This window comes from Polynucleobacter sp. QLW-P1DATA-2 (assembly GCF_001870365.1).
Classification (GTDB): domain Bacteria; phylum Pseudomonadota; class Gammaproteobacteria; order Burkholderiales; family Burkholderiaceae; genus Polynucleobacter.
Genome location: NZ_LZMQ01000001.1, coordinates 264,895 through 284,972 on the forward strand (window position 1 = coordinate 264,895; position 20,078 = coordinate 284,972).

Here is a 20,078-nt window from a genome sequence, read left to right on the forward strand (position 1 = left end):
AATTCACTCCTAAACTCTACGAATTAAAGCCTTATTTCTACGAATTAATGCTTTCTGGTTGTATTGTTAAATCCGCTAGCTAGAATGTCGTCATGAAATCAAGATTCTCTAGCTACAACCTAGAATGGCTCACTAATACCCCTGCGTTTCGTATTGATGCTGATGCTAGTGTTGAGCGAATGCCTATGCCTATTAGCCCAGAACTAGGCAAAGGATCGATGGAAGTTCAGAGACTCACAATGGGGATGACTTTATTTCACGGGGTCCATACGTTTGAGCCTGCTGCAAAGGGAGCGCTTGTTCCACTCACGGCATTTACCTCCGACTTTCCAGAACCCACATTGAGCGTACAAGTTGCAACGCATGGCCAGTTTGCTCATCACGAGCAATTTCCCAAGGTCAACTTAATATTTAATCAAGGCAATGACTTATTTAGATACGGCGACAAGGTGGATACTCAATCCTATCTTGATGGGTCAAACGATAGTGAGATGACGGCCATGTTCATCGGTCGCTCTGTGCTTGATTCAATTCTTGGTGAAGAGTCTAGTGAAACGCTTTTGAAATGGCTTGGGTTAACACCTGCACCACAGGCCTTAGTCAAAACATGCCCAATCTTCATCTCCAACCTATTGCGCAGCACTCATACAAACAAAATGCATGGAGAAGCCAAAAAACTATTCTCCCAAGCAAAGGTTGTTGAGTATTTAAGCGCTTTATTGGTTCATTCCAATACTGAGCCCAGCAAAACATCAGTAAATCAAAAACGACGAGTAATAGTAAGAGGTTTACATCAATATCTATTGGGTTTAGAAGGCGCCCTACCTACCCTGAGCGAGATTTCAAAACAGCATGGAATATCGGTCCGTCTTCTGAATGCTGAATTTGTTAAAGAGTATGGTGAATCAATTTATTCATTTGTAGTGAATCATCGCCTCAATCAAGCTCACATGGTCCTTGAAACCACAAACCTACAGATGAAAGTTCTAGCTGATAACTTGGGCTATTCACACGTGAATCACTTCATCACCGCTTTTAAGAATAAGTTTGGTTATTCACCTGGAACATTGCGCAAGTAGCACGTCCGATTCTGGCCGTTCTCTGCCACCCCATAAGAGCCACCTGAACGTCTCGTAACCGGACACCTCCGAGTCAGGTCAAACCGACACTAAATCGTCAGGGCTGCGATGGGCTGATGTTGACTGCAAAGCAGTCCGTCACCCTACTTGCTAATGGCTAGCTCAAAATGACCCATAGCAGTCAATGCGAAGTCATAAGTTCGTCATATTGATCTTGTTATAATTTAATTGTCACTAGGGAGTAGCCTCTCTTCTCTACAGAAGATGGCTTACATCAACATACTTGAGCTTAGGCTTATGGTGTAAGCGGTTTAAATACTTGGCAAGACTTTTGACTACAAACACTTACTTAGGCTGTGGGTGTGTTGTAGTCATTTGTTTATGTCACAGCCTAGAGGACTATCAAAATGGATTCACTCTTAATCTCTACTGGCGTTGTGGCTCTTGCTGAAATGGGCGATAAAACCCAATTGCTGGCATTTATTCTTGCGGCTCGTTTTAAGAAACCGATTCCCATCATTTTGGGTATCCTTGCCGCAACTATCATCAATCACGGCTTAGCTGGTGCTCTAGGGGCTTGGATTACTTCAATGGTTAATCCTGAAGTTTTGCGATGGATTCTTGGTGCATCATTTATTGGCATGGCAATTTGGACTTTGATACCCGACAAGATTGAGGAAGAAGAGACTCAAGTGGCAAAACACTTAGGTGTATTTGGCGCAACCTTCATCACCCTTCTTCTTAGCGGAGATGGGAGACAAGACACAACTAGCCACCATCGCATTAGCGGCTCACTATGCAGCACCACTTGCTGTTGTAGTTGGAACAACCTTAGGAATGCTCATTGCGGATGTACCAGCAGTATTTGTAGGTAATAAGTTTGCGGCAAAGATTCCAATGAAGTTGGTTCACTCCATTGCCGCTGCTATTTTTGCGATTATGGGTGTGTTGACGTTACTTGAAGTTGATAAGCTATTTTAAGGAAATACAATGACTTGGATAATCACAAAATACTTGCTGACAGCGGGGATGGTTGTATTCATCAGCGAAGTAGCCAAGCGAAGTGATAGGTTGGGTGGTTTTATTGCCGCCCTGCCTTTGATGACTTTACTAACTCTGACTTGGCTTTACATTGAGAGCCAGCCAGAAGGGAAGATAGCTAATCACGCCTATTACACTTTTTGGTATGTAATACCAACACTACCTATGTTCTTGTTATTCCCCTACCTGCTACCCAAGCTAGGATTTTGGCTAACGATGGGGGCAAGCATTGTGGTGACGGTTGTCTGCTTTGGCTTATTTACCGTACTGATGAAGAATTTTGGGATTGAATTACTGTAGACCCTCACCAATACAAAGACATCACTTTTACACATAACCGTCACATGTTTGACATACAGTGACACTATCCCAAATTCATTGCAATACCTATGCACCGACTCTTATTCACTGCCGCATTACTAGTGCTGCCGCTACAGACTTATGCTCAAAAGGCAGGTTCTGGCGCAGACCAAGTAGAAACTTTTGCTGAACCCATCGCTGGATTGCCAACCGAGGGCAGTATTTGGGGTATGCCCGTGAATCTTCATGGTCAGACTACCTATATCAATCAGCGATATAACAATTTCACATCCTCTTATTCTGGTCAGAACAGCTTAGATTCTCTGAAGTCAATGAGCTACACATGGTCGGGCACATTATTCTTTGGCGCACGAATTGCTCCTAATACAGATGTATATTTTAATCCCGAAGTTGTTTCTGGAGTCCCATTCTCAGACCTAGCAGGTTTAGGTGGATTTACCAATGGCGAGGCAACAAAGGCAAATGGTGCGCAAGCCAAGTTTTATTCTGCTCGTGCATTTGTGCGTCAAACGATTAATCAAGATGGCGATAAGGTCGTTCTTGAAAATGAAGCCAATCAAATTACTCAAACCGTGAGCAGTAATCGAGTTGTGCTGACAGGTGGTCAATTTTCAACACTCGATATTTTCGATGATAGTCGCTATGCTAAAGACCCACGAGTTCAATTTATGAACTGGGGCAATATGACCTATCTAGCTTATGACTACGCAGCCGATGCTCGTGGATATAGCTGGGGCTTGGCGGGAGAGTGGTATCTCGATAATTGGGTAATGCGTGCCTCTCGAATGCTTGCCCCTAAAACCCCAAATGGTCGTGATTTGAATTGGCAAATCTTTAATGCTTATGGCGACCAAATAGAAGTAGAGCGGCAACATAATATTGCTGACTTACCTGGCAAGGTCAGTGTATTGGGTTATCGCAACCGCATGATATTGGCACGCTTTCAGGATGCTACAAACTATGTAATTGCCAATAATGCTCAAGGAACACAAGCCATTAATAATGTTCGTAGTAGCAACCAGATAAAAACTGGTATCGGTATTAATGCAGAACAAGCACTCACAAAAGATTTAGGCATCTACGGTCGTGCTTTTACTTCAGATGGACATACCGAAACCATGTCCTTTACAGAGGCAGATAACTCCATCTCAATTGGCTTGGGAATGAATGGAACAAGCTGGAAACGTCCACATGACAGTATCGGGATCTCCTTAATGCAAAATGGGCTATCAAGCTATCGCCGAAACTACCTTCAGGCTGGCGGTGTCTCCTACTTCATTGGCGACTACGCAAGCCCTAACCAAACAATCTCCTATAGTCCTGAGCGTATTAGCGAGGTTTACTACAACGCCACCGTGATTAAAAATGTGCTTGCAGGATTAAACTTTCAACACATCATTAACCCAGCCTATAACTCCGCTCGTGGCCCTGTAAATATTCTTTCCTTTAGGATTCACGCTGAGTTTTAAGGGGAATGACGCTTATTGGCCGGTTTCTGCCCCATAGGAACCCCGAATATCCCATTTTGAATGACTGTAATTGAACGAAAAACGGCCTGTACCTAATTAACCGTTGTCATGACTTTGGTTGCTTGGGCATTAGTTACAGAAAAACGAGGTAACTTCCCTAAATAAATATTCGCCTATATATTTAGTGTCAAAATTTGCAGAAAAATCATATCTCTATGATTTCTATGGATTTCTCAGTTCAATCACGGGTATCCAGAGTTCAATCCCTAAGAAACTCCAACATCGACCCTTGAAATGTCGGGATCCGGACCTATATAATCAGCACTCCCTACATGCGAGTGCTAAAACTGATTGTTTTTAAGCAATTTTGGCTTAGTTTCCATGTGAGAGATTATAAAGCACTGATTTATATATATTTTTAATTAGTTAACACTTACTAACATAGGAGAAGAGATGAATTTGCGTCCTTTACATGATCGCGTAATCATCAAGCGTTTGGATCAAGAATCAAAAACTGCATCTGGAATCATCATTCCTGACGCTGCTGCAGAAAAGCCTGATCAAGGCGAAGTATTGGCAGTTGGTCCAGGCAAGCGTGATGATGCAGGCAAGCTTAATGCGCTTGATGTCAAAGTAGGCGATCGCGTCTTATTTGGCAAATATGCTGGTCAAACCGTTAAGGTCGACGGCGACGAACTCATCGTGATGCGTGAAGACGACATCATGGCTGTTGTACAGAAGTAATTTCGGTATTTAAGAGAGGAATTTAATCATGGCAGCAAAAGACGTTGTATTTGGAGATAACGCTCGCACCAAGATGGTCGAGGGTGTCAATATTCTTGCGAACGCAGTTAAAACAACTTTAGGACCAAAAGGTCGTAACGTTGTTATCGAGCGTTCATTCGGCGGCCCAACTATCACTAAAGATGGTGTGTCCGTAGCAAAAGAAATCGAACTCAAAGATAAGCTTCAAAACATGGGCGCTCAGATGGTGAAGGAAGTTGCTTCCAAAACTGCTGATATCGCTGGTGACGGTACAACTACCGCTACTGTTTTGGCGCAGTCAATTGTTCGTGAAGGCATGAAATATGTTGTTTCAGGCCACAACCCAATGGACTTGAAGCGCGGTATTGATAAGGCAGTTACAGCTGCAATTGCAGAGCTCGCAAAAATCAGCAAGCCTTGCACCACGACCAAAGAAATCGCCCAAGTAGGTTCTATTTCTGCAAACAGCGATCACAGCATTGGTCAACGCATTGCAGAAGCAATGGAAAAAGTAGGCAAAGAAGGTGTTATCACTGTTGAAGATGGTAAATCTTTAGAAGACGAGCTAGAAGTAGTTGAAGGTATGCAGTTTGATCGCGGTTACCTCTCTCCATATTTCATCAATCAACCTGAGAAGCAAGTGGCTGTATTAGAGAGCCCATACGTGCTCTTGTTCGACAAGAAGATCGCTAACATCCGTGATTTACTCCCGGTACTCGAGCAAGTTGCTAAGTCTGGCCGTCCATTGCTGATCATTGCTGAAGATGTTGAAGGTGAAGCCTTGGCAACTTTGGTTGTAAACAACATTCGCGGCATCATCAAAACTTGTGCTGTTAAGGCTCCTGGTTTTGGCGATCGTCGTAAAGCGATGTTAGAAGATATTGCTATCTTGACTGGCGGCACTGTTATCGCTGAAGAAATTGGCCTCACACTTGAGAAAACAACTCTTGAGCACTTGGGTCAGGCGAAGCGTATCGAAGTAGGTAAAGAAAACACCATCATCATTGACGGTGCTGGCGATGCTAAGGCGATCGAAGCACGCGTGAAGAACATTCGTGTTCAGATCGAAGAAGCTACTAGCGACTACGACAAAGAAAAATTGCAAGAGCGCGTTGCCAAGTTGGCAGGCGGTGTTGCAGTGATTCGAGTTGGTGCTGCTACTGAAGTAGAAATGAAAGAGAAGAAAGCCCGTGTTGATGATGCATTGCACGCTACTCGTGCCGCTGTGGAAGAGGGTATTGTTCCTGGCGGTGGCGTAGCTTTGATTCGTGCTATGCAAGGTATCAAGGGCTTGAAAGGTGATAACGCTGATCAAGATGCTGGTATCAGCATCGTGTTGCGCGCTATGCAAGAGCCTCTACGTACTATCGTTAGCAACGCTGGTGAAGACGCTGGTGTGGTTGTGAATGCCGTGCAAGAGAGCAAGGGTAATAACGGTTACAACGCAGCTACCGGTGAATATGGCGACCTCGTTGCACAAGGTGTGATCGATCCAACTAAGGTAACAAAGACCGCATTGGTAAATGCAGCCTCTGTCGCTGGCTTATTGTTGACTACTGATTGCGCAATCTCTGAAGCACCAAAAGATGATTCTGCTGGTGGCGGTATGCCTGATATGGGCGGTATGGGTGGCATGGGTGGAATGGGCGGCATGATGTAAATGCTGTAACCCTTTCATCGGCAACTTAGCCGTAGAAGTAAAAACGCCTGGTTCAAAAGACCAGGCGTTTTTTTATGCGCCACTTGCTGAATTGGCCTATGATTCAAAAAGAAGCATAGTGCACCAAGCTGGAGCAATTGCCAGTAGAAACCCGTAGTGAATCCATAAAATGAATTAATCGAAATTAAATTGGTTTTAATCATTAGGAGATAAATAATGAGTGAGATTACGAACCCTTTGAAGTCAAAGTGGGTCCAGCTGGCTTTAGGCGTCATTTGCATGATGTCCATCTCGAGCCCACAGTATGTATGGGCTTTGCTTACTAAACCCATTATGGGCCAGCTAGGCGTCACCTTAACTGAGCTACAAGTTACATTCTCAATTTTGATTGTGCTGCAAACATTTTTCTCTCCATTTCAGGGTTACTTGGTAGAAAAATTTGGGCCAAGACTATTACTCTCCATTGGTACTGCGTTGACTGGATTGAGTTGGGTATTGTCTGCAAATATGACTTCAGTTTCTAGTCTTTACATCACCTATGGTGTATTGGGTGGCTTAGGTACCGGCATTGTTTACATCGGTGTTGTTGGCTTAATGGTGCGTTGGTTCCCGAATAATCGTGGTTTTGCAGTAGGCATGGTGGCCGCAGGTTACGGAATTGGCGCTCTACTAACAACCTTCCCAATTTCTACCAGCTTGGCTGAGACAGGTCTACAAGGAACGCTGACTTTCTTTGGTTATGCTATTGGCGTAGTTGGTTTGCTCGCAGCCCAAGGGATTCGTGTGCCACATTCAGGCGTTACTCAAACAGCTGGCCAGCTCGAAGCTGCAGCTTCAGGAGTGGCACCAAAAACAATGTTGAAGACACCCGTTTTTTGGCTCATGTTTTTGATGATGTCCATGATGTCAACATCTGGTCTGATGGTAATTTCTCAAATGGGTGCCTTTGCTAAGGACTTTGGTGTTACTGGTGCTATGGTGTTTGGTATGGCAGCACTGCCATTGGCATTATCGATTGATCGTGTGACCAATGGTCTAACTCGACCTTTCTTTGGTTGGATTTCTGACAGGCTTGGTCGTGAGTACACGATGACAATCGCCTTTGGTCTTGAGGCTATTGCGATGTTCATCTGGATTTCTACCCGCTCAGACCCAGTGTTGTTTGTACTGATGTCTGGTGTTGTGTTCTTTGGTTGGGGTGAGATTTTCTCCTTATTTCCATCCACTTTGACTGATACCTTTGGTTCCAAGCATGCCACTACGAACTATGGCTTTTTGTATATGGCGCAGGGTGTAGGTTCTATTATTGGCGCACCAGTAGCAGCTTATATTCATGGCGTTGCTGATAGTTGGATCCCAGTATTTGGCATCATGATTGCCCTCGATGCTACTGCTGCCTTATTAGCTTTCTTTGTATTACGTCCAATGCGCGCTAAATATATGAAGGCTCAAGCGGCGTAATTTGGATGTAGTGGTTTCAGATCAAAACAAAAGGCTGCTTCGGCAGCCTTTTTGCATAGGGGTTCCCCGCATTCATTCTAGTTTCGAATAAACTCCTCCAATAGATATCAATATGAGGCATTTAATGAAATTCGCAAAACTTAGCTTAGTACTTTTTATGGTTCTTTTGCTAGGAGGCTGTTCGGTATATATGGCTTCGCATCAGCCCAGCGAAAAAAATGTAGGGCTATTTAAAGTGGGCACACCAAGAAGCTTCTTGCTTGCAGAATTCGGTCAACCAGTATCAAGCGAAGTACGAAATGGCCAGACCTATGAAATTTTTCGATTTACTCAGGGCTATAGTGGCGGAGCAAAGGCTGGGCGCGCATTTGCTGAGGGAGTTGCAGATGTGATGACTTTGGGAGCCGCAGAGGTCATTACCACCCCAGTAGAGTCAATTGCCGATGGCAATGTCATGGCATACGAAGTGAGATATGACAGCAATAATCTTGTTGTTGAAGTCATCTCATTGACTCCCGCTACCGGCACTTCTCCTGCGCAACCAACGGATTCGTCACCTACAACTCAAGCACCTATTCAACCAACAGCTACTCCTGTTCAGCAGACTAAAAGCTAAATAGGTTCAGACGAATAAAAAGGCTGCGCACTGGCAGCCTTTTTATTTTTCGAGATTCTCGCATCAGTCAGGCTGAATACCGCCGTCCTTAATAACTTTTTTCATCTTCACCAATCCTTGCGCAATCATTTCTTTTAAATGATCTGGGCCAAGTGGCACAAATTCAAATCCTTGCTGAATGAGTTGTTCGCGTAACTTGGGATCTTTTAATGTGCTTGCTAATGATTCATTGATCTTATCGATAATTGCTGGAGAGGTGCCCTTAGGTGCTAGGAGTGCGCCCCAGGTTGAGAACTCATAGCCTTTAACGCTTTCATTGATGGTTGGCGTATTTGGTAGCAATGGAGAGCGCGTTTTACTTGCAACCCCTAATACTTTTAGCTTGCCAGCCCGAATATGCGGAAGCACGACAGATAAGGCGCTAATCATGACTGGTACTTGACCAGCCATGACATCGGTGACTGCCGCTGCAGCGCCGCGGTAGGGAATATGAACGATTGGGGCGCCGGTGTACTGGCGAAAGATTTCCATACCAATGTGCTGTGGTGAGCCATTGCCACCAGAGGCGTAATCAATCTTGCCAGGTTTTTCTTTTGCGATTCGGACTAAATCTGCTGCGGTATTGCCAGGAAAAGATGGGTTGGCGACCAGCACAAAGGTAATTGCGGCCACTTCTGAAATGGGTGAAAAACTTTGTATGGGATCGTAGTCAATCTTTTTGTATAGATTGGGAAGCATAGTGAGAATGCTGTCATTAAATACACCTAAGACATAACCATCTGCAGGACTCTGCGCAACCTTGGCTGCACCAATGATCCCAGCCCCGCCTGGAATATTTTCAATGGTGATGGCTTGACCTAAGCTCTCGCCCATCTTTTGTGCAATAGGCCGCATCAAAATATCGACACCGCTACCAGCTTGTAAAGGCATGATGGTTTGAATAGTGCGATTTGGGTAATTACTTTGAGCGCTAACTGAATTTACTGAAAGTAGATTGGCCAGTAATAAAGCTAAGGTAAGAAAGAATGGCTTGGTTTGCATTTTGTCTCGATATTCATTTTGATTGAGCATTCTAGAGATGCCTCTTTGCTATATCTTAGCTCAATAAAAAACCGCCCGTAGGCGGTTTTCTGAAGAGAGCATATCTTGGCTACTATTCGATCGACTTCACCATGTCTTCTACGACCTTCTTGGCATCGCCGAAGACCATCATGGTTTTATCCATGTAGAACAGTTCATTATCTAGACCTGCATAGCCAGCTGCCATTGAGCGTTTATTAACGATGATGGTTTTAGCTTTGAAGGCCTCTAAAATTGGCATACCGAAAATAGGGCTTCCAGGTGTACGTGCTGCAGGGTTCACCACGTCATTAGCACCCAAGATCAACACTACGTCAGCCTGACCAAAGTCGCTGTTGATATCTTCCATCTCAAATACTTGATCATATGGAACTTCAGCTTCAGCCAAGAGAACGTTCATATGACCAGGCATACGACCAGCAACTGGATGAATCGCATATTTCACGGTAACACCATGATGGGTTAACTTTTCTGTTAATTCTTTTAAGGCGTGTTGAGCACGAGCAACCGCAAGACCATAGCCTGGAACAATGATGACAGTGTCCGCATTTTCCATGAGAAATGCTGCATCTTCAGGTGAACCTGTTTTGTAATTCTTGGGGCTGCCATCATCGCCACCGGCAGCAGCAGATTCAGCGCCAAAGCCGCCAAGCAATACTGCAAGGATGGAACGATTCATCGCCTTGCACATAATGTAAGACAGAATTGCGCCTGATGAGCCCACACAAGCACCAGCAATAATCAACACTGGATTGTTTAAAGTAAAGCCGATACCTGCTGCAGCCCAACCAGAGTAGCTGTTTAGCATTGATACAACCACCGGCATATCAGCACCGCCAATAGGAATGATCAAGGTAATGCCGAGTACTAATGCAATAGCGCACATTACTAAGAAGGCAACATGGCTATCAACCATGTAGTAAGCAATACCAGCGCCAATCATGGAAACAGCCAATATTAAATTGAGCAAATGTTGACCAGAAAAGCTAACTGGCTTACCGCTCACTTTGCCTGATAGCTTGCCAAAAGCAATGACTGAAGCGGTAAATGTAATTGCACCAATGAATGCACCAATGAAGAGTTCGATCTTCTGGGCACCGGTATGGTCGTGTGTAGTATTAAATACGGCTGCGACTGCGATCAATACGGCTGACAAGCCAACGAAAGAGTGCATCAAAGCAACCAGCTCCGGCATCTTAGTCATCTGTACACGTTTGGCTGCAAGCGTTCCGATAATTGCACCACCCACAACAGCGGCAGCAATTAATGAGACTGCTGGCTTGAAATCGGGAATGAAGAAGGTGGTGATGACGGCGAGCAACATACCAATCATGCCAAAGGTATTGCCTTGGCGTGAGGTAGTTGGTGAAGACAAGCCACGCAAAGCGAGGATGAACAACACCGAAGAAATCAGATAAGAAATAGCAGTTATGTTTGACATTATTTTGGTCTCTAAAAGTCTTGTTCTATTTATTTAGCAGCATCGGCCGCATTTGCCTTAGGCGCTTTTTTCTTAAACATCTCTAGCATGCGACGGGTAACCATAAAGCCACCAAAAATATTGATTGAGGCCAAGAAAACGGCAACCGCACCAATGATGCTGGTGAGGGTGATTTCATCGCCACCAATGACTTCAGTCTGCAAAAGGGCGCCAACAATGATGATTCCAGAAATAGCGTTAGTAACCGCCATCAGAGGAGTATGCAGAGCAGGGGTTACGTTCCAAACAACGTGGTAACCAACAAAAATAGCCAATACAAACACGGTGATGTTTTGGACTGTGAGGATGCTTTGAAAAGCAGCGAGATCCATGATGTTTCCTTAGTATGAATGTTCTATTAGTTTTTGCGGACAGCTTGGCCGTCACGACACATTAAGCAAGCAGTAACGATGTCGTCATCACTTGGGATAACTAACTTCGCTTCTTTATCGATGATTAACTTCATGAAGTCGAGTAAGTTACGCGCATAAAGTGCGGATGCATCAGCAGCTACCATGCTGGCTAAATTGGTGTAGCCAACAATCTTCACGCCATTTACATCAACGACTTTGTCAGCTTGCGTTAAAGGACAGTTGCCTGATCCGTTGTCGCCTTTACCAGCTGCTAAGTCAATCACAATAGAGCCTGGCTTCATATTGGCAACAGTATCGCTATGCAAAAGAACTGGTGGCTTGCGACCAGGAATCAGCGCAGTAGTAATGACGATATCTGCTTGCTGAGCGCGCTCGGCAACTAAAGCTGCTTGACGCTTCATCCAAGATTCTGGCATTGGGCGTGCATAACCTCCAACGCCTTGAGCGATTTCGCGCTCTTCATCTGTTTCGTAAGGCACATCAACAAACTTGGCACCCAAAGATTCAATTTGTTCTTTTGCAGCAGGACGTACATCGGATGCCTCGATCACGGCGCCCAAACGTTTGGCTGTAGCAATTGCTTGTAAACCTGCAACACCGGCACCAAGAATTAATACGCGAGCTGCCTTAACAGTTCCTGCAGCCGTCATTAACATTGGCATGAAACGTTGATATTCATTTGCAGCAACCATCACCGCTTTGTAACCAGCGATGTTTGCTTGAGATGACAAGACATCCATGCTTTGTGCACGAGTGGTGCGAGGTGCAGCCTCTAAAGAGAAGCCAGTAACGCCTTGTGCGGCCATGGCAGCAATGTTGTCGTTATCAAATGGGTCGAGCATGCCAATGAGCACGCTGCCAGATTTAATCTGTTTGAGTTCTGCTGCTTCAGGCGCACGCACCTTGAGGACAATCTCAGCACCAAAGGCATCAGCAGCGCTGCCGATAGAAGCCCCTACGGCCTCAAAAGCGGAATCTGGTTGGCTAGCTTGTACGCCAGCACCTTTTTGGATGACAACAGTGTGGCCTTGGCCAATCAGTTTTTTAACGGTTTCTGGTGTGGCAGCTACTCGAGTTTCCCCAGGCCTGGTTTCCAGTGGCACTCCTATGCGCATGGCATGTCTCCAAAAGCAAAATTTATAAAGAATCTATTTTAGTTAATTGGGTCAAAATCTGCCCACTCACTTACGTCTAAGTCCAGAACATCGTTTTTGCCTAAATTTCTGTCAAAAAAGACTAAGACTTCTACAATGTGATCTGTCAGCTTATATTGAATTTTCGCATTTTTTGATGATCCACCTCAATTCTTCAGCAATCCCACCTACAAATCCCAAGAAAGTCGTTATTGGCATGTCTGGAGGGGTGGATTCGTCGGTTGCCGCCTGGATGCTTAAAGAGCAGGGTTATGAAGTTGTAGGCCTTTTTATGAAGAACTGGGAAGATGACGATAACGATGAGTATTGTTCAGCCCGTCAAGATTGGCTAGATGTGGTTTCAGTAGCCGATTTGATCGGAATTGATGTGGAGGCCGTGAATTTCGCTGCTGAATATCGTGAGCGTGTATTTGCTGAATTTTTACGCGAATACGCCGCAGGGCGAACCCCTAATCCGGATGTTCTTTGTAACGCTGAAATTAAATTCAAAGCTTTTTTTAGATCACGCCATGAGCTTGGGTGCAGATGCGATCGCAACAGGTCACTATGCGCGAGTACGCCATGAGGGTGGCAGAGTCCAATTATTGAAAGCATTGGATGCCAGTAAAGATCAGAGTTATTTTTTGCATCGCTTAACTCAACAACAGCTAGCGAATGTTTTATTCCCTTTGGGTGAGATCCCAAAAACAGAAGTGCGAACCATTGCAGAAAAAATTGGCTTACATAACGCTAAGAAAAAAGATAGCACCGGAATCTGTTTCATCGGCGAGCGCCCGTTTAGAGAATTCTTAAATCGTTATTTACCTCGTGTTCCCGGACCAATTAAAACGCCCGAAGGAAAAGTGGTCGGCGAGCATATGGGCCTGGCATTTTTTACTCTTGGGCAACGTAAGGGCATTGGTCTGGGTGGCAGCCAAGATGGTAATGGCGATGCATGGTATGTGGCTCGGAAAGATGTTGCTAACAACACCTTATATGTAGTGCAGGGCCACGAACACCCATGGCTATTGGCTAACAGGCTCGAGGCTATTGACGCTAGCTGGGTTGCTGGTGCAGCGCCAACCCCCGGAAATTATTCCGCTAAGACGCGTTATCGCCAAGCAGATTCGGCTTGTGTGCTGAATGCAGGCGATGACCTATTGAGCTTTGGTTTAAATTTTCCAGATGCACAGTGGGCAGTAACACCTGGCCAATCTGCTGTCTTATACGATGGTGATATTTGCTTAGGCGGTGGAATTATTTCCGCCTAAACCAAAAAACAGATTACGCCTTGGGCGGCTCAGTTTCAATAAATGAAGATCGCTGTAATAATTTTTCATAGAGACGATCTAAATTTGGATATTGCGCTTGCCATTTGATATTTGGGAAGCGGAACAGTAAATATCCTAGAGCGCATCCAACGGAAATATCAGCCAAAGTCATTTGATTGCTATGGCACCAAGCATTTCCACCCAGTAGCTCAGACATTTGACGTAGTGAGTTTTGAATCTTCTCTGTTTGACGGTCAATCCAAGCAGAGCTTCTCTGGTCTTCTGGTTTCCAAGTCATCTCCAGGCGAGCCAAAATGCTGGCATCTAAAACGCCATCAGCCAAGGCCTCCCAGGTTTTTACTGTAGCCCGCTCCCGGTTATCGGCAGGAATGAGTTTGCTTACAGGGCTGAGGGCATCTGCGTATTCAGCGATGACACGAGAGTCGTAAATAGCCTCTCCATCGTCCAAAATCAGGCAAGGAACCTTCCCCAGGGGGTTAGATTGGGTAATTTTGGTGTCTGCGGCCCATACATTGTCTATTTCGAGGTCAACATCAACCTTTTTTTTCCAGAAAAACAATGCGTACTTTGCGTACGTAGGGGCTAGTGAGGGATCCGATAAGTTTCATAGGGCACAGTATAGCTATCTAGATTGGGGTTTGCCTAAGCCTAGAACGCATTAAAATCAGGTTTTATTGATATATTCAATGTAAAGGCAATATTCGTGAGTCAGCCGCTTTCTACCCTCAACGCCCTTTCTCCTCTAGACGGCCGCTATGCCGGCAAGTTGGATGCCTTACGCCCTTGGCTGTCTGAGGCTGCTTTTATGCGCCAGCGTGTCTTTGTAGAAATCCATTGGCTTTTGGCCTTAGCTTCCGCAGGTCTGCCAGATGTCCCAAAGATTAATGCTGCAGATGAGGCTTTTTTACTTTCATTGCCAGAAAATTTTTCTGATGCCGATGCGCAACGTATTAAAGACATCGAGGCAGTCACTAATCATGATGTAAAAGCCGTCGAATATTTTTTAAAAGAGAAGGTAGCGGGTCGCCCTGATTTATTAAAGGCGAGTGAGTTCATTCACTTTGCCTGTACCTCTGAAGACATTAACAACACATCGCATGGATTGATGTTGCGTGGTGCACGCGATGAAGTACTCTTGCCACAACTTCGAAAAGTCCTTTCTGTATTAACTGATTTGGCAATTGAGCACGCTAAGGTGCCCTTGCTCTCTCGCACACATGGTCAACCAGCTTCCCCTAGCACCTTAGGAAAAGAGATTGCCAATATTGCTAAACGTTTAGAGCGTGCGATTGAATCCATTGCGGCAGCGCCATTACTTGGCAAGATGAATGGTGCAGTAGGTAACTACAATGCACACTTGTCTGCCTACCCTGATTTTGATTGGGAAAATTTTTCTAAAAATGTCGTTGAGAAGCGTCTTGGTCTCACTTTTAACCCATACACAATTCAGATCGAGCCGCACGATGGTATGGCCCAACTCTTTGATGCAATTGCTCGCGCCAATACGATTCTCTTGGATATGGATCGTGACTTCTGGGCCTATATTTCAGTGGGCTACTTTAAGCAGCGCACTAAGGCTGGTGAGATTGGCTCTTCCACTATGCCGCATAAAGTCAATCCAATTGATTTTGAAAACTCCGAAGGAAACTTGGGGGTTGCTAACGCCTTGCTACGTCACTTAGCAGAAAAATTACCGATCTCTCGGTGGCAGCGCGACTTAACTGACTCCACCGTCTTGCGTAACCTTGGCCCTGCTTTTGGCCATAGCGTTTTAGCTTATGACAGCGCTCTGCGTGGTCTAAGTAAGTTAGAAGTCAATCATGCTGCTATCGCTGCTGATTTAGATGCCTGCTGGGAAGTATTGGCTGAGCCAGTACAGACGGTGATGCGTCGATATGGCATCGAGAACCCGTATGAGCAATTGAAAGAATTAACTCGTGGCAAAGGTATCAATCAAGCCGACTTGCAAAACTTCATTCGTGGTTTGAAGATTCCAGAAGATGCAAAAGCCCGCTTGCTTGAAATGACACCTTCCTCTTACTTAGGTAAGGCGGTTGAATTGACCGAACGCCTCAAAAAGTGAGTGTGAGCTCGAATTCAGAATACGGGGCGCGTCCTCGGTTCTGGTTTGCTGTTTATCAACTGCTATGGCATCTTCTGTTGCCATTAGCTTTTGTGCGTTTAGCTTGGCGTGCACGACACTCCTTTGCCTACCTGCATCACATTCCGGAGCGCCTTGGTTTTGGGTATGACAAACCCAATAGCAAAGGGTCAATCTGGATACATGCCGTATCTGTTGGGGAGACCCGCGCAGCTCAGCCCCTGATTGAGGCTTATCTTGCTCGTGGCGAATCTATCCTGTTGACCCACATGACCTTGAATGGCCGTCGAACTGGAAAACAGCTCTTTAGCAAAGCCATAGCCGCCGGGAAAATTCGTCAGGTATATCTGCCTTATGACCTGTGTTGGTGTGTAGAGCATTTTCTAAGAACTTTTAAGCCAAAGTTTGGGCTCTTCATGGAGACCGAAGCTTGGCCAACGGTTGTATTTCGTTGTGCAGAAATTGGTTTGCCTTTGTTCTTAGTCAATGCTCGCTTGTCCGAAAGAAGCGCACTTCGAGTAAATCGTTTCGGTGAAGCTGGGCGTGCATTGTTTCAAGCATTTGCTGGAATATTGGCTCAAACAGAATTTGATTCACAACGCTATCGTAGTCTAGGTGTGAAAAACGTAGTGATTACCGGCAATATGAAGTTTGATGTTCCTTTGGATGCAAATCTAGTTGCTCAAGGAAAGGAGTGGCAAGAACATTTGCATGCAAGTAAACGCCTCATGATCTGTGCTGCAAGTACGCGTGACGGTGAGGAAGAAATTATTCTTAAGGCCTGGAAGGATCTATTGCTGTGCAATGCTTTCGAGATACAGCCCTTGCTATGCTTGGTTCCGCGTCACCCTGAGCGTTTTGACGAGGTGGCAAATCAGATTCATGCTACTGGTTTCAAATTCCGCCGTCGCTCTGAATGGGCTGGTTTGCCAAAAGATAGCATAGACCTAGATGTCATCCTGGGCGACTCAATGGGTGAGATGCCGCTGTACTACAGCGCATCAAATCTAGTGGTAATGGGTGGTAGCTTATTACCCTTTGGTGGCCAGAACTTAATTGAAGCTTGTGCTGCAGGTTGCCCTGTGTTGCTCGGTGAGCACACTTATAACTTCCAGCAAGCCGCCTTAGACGCAATTGCAATCGGCGCTGCCAAGCGCATCAAAGGTGAGCTACTACTGGGCGAAACGATTGCTTTGACAGAATCTTTGAAGGGAATGCTCTTAAATGCTTCTGAGCTTACTAAGATGGGCGAAGCTGCTAAGACCTACACCATTGAACATCAAGGGGCAACTAGACGAATCTTAGCTGCCCTTGATCAAGAAATGCTCGCCTTAAGCTGATCCAGACAAAGGCTTAAACCCGCGCTCCGAAATTTGGATCATCATTGCGGGCATTGTCATCAGGCTTTTTATCACCCTTCACTAAATCTTCGCGAGTAACCCCTAGCCACATTGCTAGGGCTGCAGCCACGAAGACGGAAGAGTAAATACCAAATAAGATGCCGATAGTCAGCGCTAAGGCAAAGTAGAAGAGTGTTGGACCACCAAAAATCAGCATTGCAAGAACCATCATTTCGGTACTGCCGTGGGTAATGACAGTTCGGCTGATGGTGCTAGTGATCGCATTATCAATAATCTCGCGCGTGTTCATCTTGCGATATTTGCGGAAGTTTTCTCGAATACGGTCAAAGATCACCACTGACTCGTTTACGGAGTAGCCCAGAACTGCTAAAACGGCTGCCAAAACAGAGAGTGAGAACTCCCAATGGAAAAAAGCGAAGAAGCCAAGAATAATCACGACGTCATGTAAGTTCGCAATGATGCCGGCAAGGGCAAACTTCCACTCAAAGCGGAAAGACAGGTAGAGCACGATACCGATGATCACAAAGATAAGTGCCTTTAGACCATCAATCGCTAATTCTTGACCGACTTGTGGCCCGACGAACTCAACGCGCTGTAGTTTGACGCCAGAAGTGGCTGGATCAAGCGCTTGCATGACAGCATTGCTTTGGTCGGCAGATGAAATCAACTTACCTTCAGCGTCTTTTTGCAAAGGCAGGCGAATCATTACGTCGCGTGAGCTACCAAAGTTCTGAATTTGGGTATCTGCATAGCCGAGTTTTTCAACTTTGCTACGAATTGACTCCAGTGGTGCAGTTTGAGGATAGGTAACCTCCATCACTGTACCGCCTGTAAATTCAATCGAAAGATGCAGGCCGTTATGCCAAAGGAAGAAGACTGCGGCTAAGAAAGTAATCAAGGAAATGGCATTGAGCACCAATGCATGGCGCATAAATGGAATATCTTTTTTGATTCTAAAAAATTCCATGACTTATTTCTCCTGTGGACGCCAAACTTGGCCGATCGCGAGTTTTTGAATCTTCTTGTGTCTGCCGTACCAAAGATTGACTAGACCACGTGAGAAGAAGACGGCCGAGAACATAGAGGTCAAAATACCCAAGCAGTGAACTACCGCAAAGCCTTTGATAGGGCCAGAGCCGAAAGCCAAGAGCGCAAGACCAGCGATCAAAGTAGTGACGTTGGAATCCAAAATAGTTGCCCAGGCTTTGTCAAAACCAACTGAAATGGCAGCCTGGGGTGAGGAGCCATTGCGAAGCTCTTCACGAATACGCTCGTTAATCAACACGTTAGAGTCAATCGCCATACCCAATGCCAATGCCATCGCAGCAATGCCTGGTAGCGTAAGGGTTGCCTGCAGCATTGATAAGACAGAAATGAGCAGTAATAAGTTCACAGCCAATGCGACTACAGAGAAGGTGCCAAACAATAAGTAATAGGCAACCATGAAGATAGAAATCGCAGTAAAACCAATTAAAAGTGACTTAAAGCCTTTTTCAATATTCTCGGCGCCCAAGCTTGGTCCAATCGTGCGTTCTTCGATAATTTCCATTGGGGCAGCTAGCGAGCCAGCGCGCAGCAAGAGGGCCAAGTCGTTTGCACTCTCGGTAGTGGGTTGCCCGGTAATTTGAAACTTAGACCCAAATTCACCTTGAATCGTGGCAATGGTAAGAACTTCACCTTTGCCTTTTTCAAACAAAATCATGCCCATGGGTTTGCCAATATTTTCACGAGTTACTTCTTGCATCACTCGACCACCAGCGGCATCTAAGGAGATGTTGACTGCAGGGCGTTGGTTTTGATCAAAGCCAGCACTTGCATCAGTGATGCGATCACCACTAAAAATCACTGACTTCTTAAATACGCCTAAACGATTCTCTCCAAAGCGGAAGGTGTCCATTCCAGGAGGTGGTGTTTCGCCAATTCCGATTGAGGAGACTAGAGGATCGGCAAGACGGGATTCCAATGTTGCTGTACGACCAATAATATCTTTGGCACGTGCGGTATCTTGTACGCCAGGCAACTGAACAACAATGCGCTCAGCACCCTGTTGTTGAATCACGGGTTCTTTCACTGCCAATTCATTCACGCGCTTGTTCAGAGTGATGATGTTTTGTTTAACAGCGTTATCTTGAATATCCTTTAAAGCCTTAGGCTTAAATTCTCCAGATAACTTCGCAGAGCCACCGCTAGTTTTCACCAGCCAAATCAAATCAGGCTGGGAAGTATTTAAGAGGGTGCGAGCCACCTCGGCTTCATCGCTGCTACCGAAATTAATGGAGATTGACTCTGGATTGCGATCGATGCCTTGATGACGAAGATTCTTATCGCGTAATTGGCTGCGAATATCTGTCGCTAAAGAGGTTACCTTTTTCTGTACGGCGCCTTTCATATCTACTTGTAAAAGGAAGTAGACGCCGCCACGCAGATCTAGGCCTAATGGCATTGGTAGGGCATTGATTGCATTTAACCAGCCCGGTGTATTTGATAGCAGGTTTAAGGCAACCGTGTAATTGGGATCATTCTGATCAATGTTCAATTTTTGCTGCAAGAGATCGCGAGCACGTAGTTGAATATCAGTATTGTTAAAGCGAATTTTGATCGAGCCTACATTGCCGGCATTTTCAAAAAATAGGCCGGTGTTGTTAATGTCAGCATCAGCAAGAATTTTTTCAACACGAGATTGTGTCGCCAAATCAACCTTAATGGTTGGTTTGGCGGACGAGACTTGAACCGCTGGAGCCTCACCATAGAAATTGGGTAATGAGTAAAGTCCGCCGATCAGTAAAGCAACGGCGATAACAATATATTTCCAGAGAGGGTAGCGATTCATATCGAGATACTTTTA

15 protein-coding genes, 3 pseudogenes and 1 riboswitch are annotated in these 20,078 nt (G+C 45.3%); of the genes and pseudogenes, 11 read left to right on the top strand and 7 right to left on the bottom strand.

What is annotated here, in order from left to right; all coding sequences use genetic code 11:
• The first annotated feature begins 92 nt into the window (after positions 1-92).
• From A9236_RS01395 to A9236_RS01430, 8 genes and pseudogenes are all read left to right on the top strand, one after another.
• Positions 93-1,079, top strand: a complete 987-nt coding sequence (locus tag A9236_RS01395; protein ID WP_071467706.1) for a helix-turn-helix transcriptional regulator — start codon at positions 93-95, stop codon at positions 1,077-1,079.
• A 224-nt stretch (positions 1,080-1,303) separates the two neighbouring features.
• A riboswitch (yybP-ykoY riboswitch) is annotated at positions 1,304-1,480 on the top strand.
• A gap of 6 nt (positions 1,481-1,486) precedes the next feature.
• A pseudogene (locus A9236_RS01400) lies at positions 1,487-2,060 on the top strand (TMEM165/GDT1 family protein).
• Between the two features lie 9 nt (positions 2,061-2,069).
• Complete coding sequence (locus A9236_RS01405; protein WP_071467707.1) at positions 2,070-2,420, top strand: DUF3147 family protein; 351 nt, start codon at positions 2,070-2,072, stop codon at positions 2,418-2,420.
• An 89-nt stretch (positions 2,421-2,509) separates the two neighbouring features.
• The gene (locus tag A9236_RS01410; protein WP_071467708.1) at positions 2,510-3,910 is read left to right on the top strand and encodes a carbohydrate porin; all 1,401 of its coding nucleotides are present in this window, start codon (positions 2,510-2,512) and stop codon (positions 3,908-3,910) included.
• 453 nt (positions 3,911-4,363) lie between these two features.
• Positions 4,364-4,654 (top strand): co-chaperone GroES, encoded by a 291-nt coding sequence (locus A9236_RS01415; protein WP_071466095.1) that lies wholly within the window; start codon positions 4,364-4,366, stop codon positions 4,652-4,654.
• Positions 4,655-4,682: 28 nt separating this feature from the next.
• Entirely contained in the window at positions 4,683-6,335 is a 1,653-nt protein-coding gene (groL, locus tag A9236_RS01420) for a chaperonin GroEL (protein WP_071466094.1), read from the top strand.
• Positions 6,336-6,551: 216 nt separating this feature from the next.
• Positions 6,552-7,796: an oxalate/formate MFS antiporter gene (oxlT, locus tag A9236_RS01425; protein WP_071466093.1), complete on the top strand. Its 1,245-nt coding sequence runs from the start codon at positions 6,552-6,554 to the stop codon at positions 7,794-7,796.
• Between the two features lie 190 nt (positions 7,797-7,986).
• Positions 7,987-8,412: a hypothetical protein gene (locus tag A9236_RS01430; RefSeq protein ID WP_201721695.1), complete on the top strand. Its 426-nt coding sequence runs from the start codon at positions 7,987-7,989 to the stop codon at positions 8,410-8,412.
• Between the two features lie 63 nt (positions 8,413-8,475).
• Here the strand turns inward: A9236_RS01430 and A9236_RS01435 are convergent, their stop codons facing one another.
• The 4 genes from A9236_RS01435 to A9236_RS01450 all read right to left on the bottom strand — a co-directional run bounded on the left by A9236_RS01435 (position 8,476) and on the right by A9236_RS01450 (position 12,461).
• Complete coding sequence (locus tag A9236_RS01435) at positions 8,476-9,453, bottom strand: tripartite tricarboxylate transporter substrate binding protein (RefSeq protein ID WP_071466377.1); 978 nt, start codon at positions 9,451-9,453, stop codon at positions 8,476-8,478.
• Positions 9,454-9,565: 112 nt separating this feature from the next.
• The gene (locus A9236_RS01440) at positions 9,566-10,933 is read right to left on the bottom strand and encodes an NAD(P)(+) transhydrogenase (Re/Si-specific) subunit beta (protein WP_071466092.1); all 1,368 of its coding nucleotides are present in this window, start codon (positions 10,931-10,933) and stop codon (positions 9,566-9,568) included.
• 29 nt (positions 10,934-10,962) lie between these two features.
• Positions 10,963-11,304 carry a proton-translocating transhydrogenase family protein gene (locus A9236_RS01445; RefSeq protein WP_071466091.1) on the bottom strand — a complete coding sequence of 114 codons (342 nt, stop codon included), beginning with the start codon at positions 11,302-11,304 and terminating at the stop codon, positions 10,963-10,965.
• A gap of 26 nt (positions 11,305-11,330) precedes the next feature.
• A complete protein-coding gene (locus tag A9236_RS01450) occupies positions 11,331-12,461 on the bottom strand; it encodes a Re/Si-specific NAD(P)(+) transhydrogenase subunit alpha (protein WP_071466090.1) in 1,131 nt (376 codons plus the stop codon).
• Between the two features lie 175 nt (positions 12,462-12,636).
• Between A9236_RS01450 and mnmA the strand changes: the two are divergent.
• Positions 12,637-13,750 (top strand): annotated as a pseudogene (gene mnmA / locus A9236_RS01455) (tRNA 2-thiouridine(34) synthase MnmA).
• Positions 13,751-13,763: 13 nt separating this feature from the next.
• Here the strand turns inward: mnmA and A9236_RS01460 are convergent.
• A pseudogene (locus A9236_RS01460) lies at positions 13,764-14,379 on the bottom strand (glutathione S-transferase).
• A 95-nt stretch (positions 14,380-14,474) separates the two neighbouring features.
• Here A9236_RS01460 and purB point away from each other — a divergent pair.
• Positions 14,475-15,854 (top strand): adenylosuccinate lyase, encoded by a 1,380-nt coding sequence (purB, locus tag A9236_RS01465; RefSeq protein WP_071466087.1) that lies wholly within the window; start codon positions 14,475-14,477, stop codon positions 15,852-15,854.
• Positions 15,851-17,212: a 3-deoxy-D-manno-octulosonic acid transferase gene (locus tag A9236_RS01470; RefSeq protein WP_071466086.1), complete on the top strand. Its 1,362-nt coding sequence runs from the start codon at positions 15,851-15,853 to the stop codon at positions 17,210-17,212. Before purB ends, A9236_RS01470 begins: the two co-directional genes overlap by 4 nt.
• A 13-nt stretch (positions 17,213-17,225) precedes the next feature.
• Here the strand turns inward: A9236_RS01470 and secF are convergent, their stop codons facing one another.
• Positions 17,226-18,200 (bottom strand): protein translocase subunit SecF, encoded by a 975-nt coding sequence (secF, locus tag A9236_RS01475; RefSeq protein WP_071466085.1) that lies wholly within the window; start codon positions 18,198-18,200, stop codon positions 17,226-17,228.
• Positions 18,201-18,203: 3 nt separating this feature from the next.
• Positions 18,204-20,063, bottom strand: a complete 1,860-nt coding sequence (gene secD, locus A9236_RS01480) for a protein translocase subunit SecD (RefSeq protein WP_071466084.1) — start codon at positions 20,061-20,063, stop codon at positions 18,204-18,206.
• Positions 20,064-20,078 lie beyond the last annotated feature (15 nt).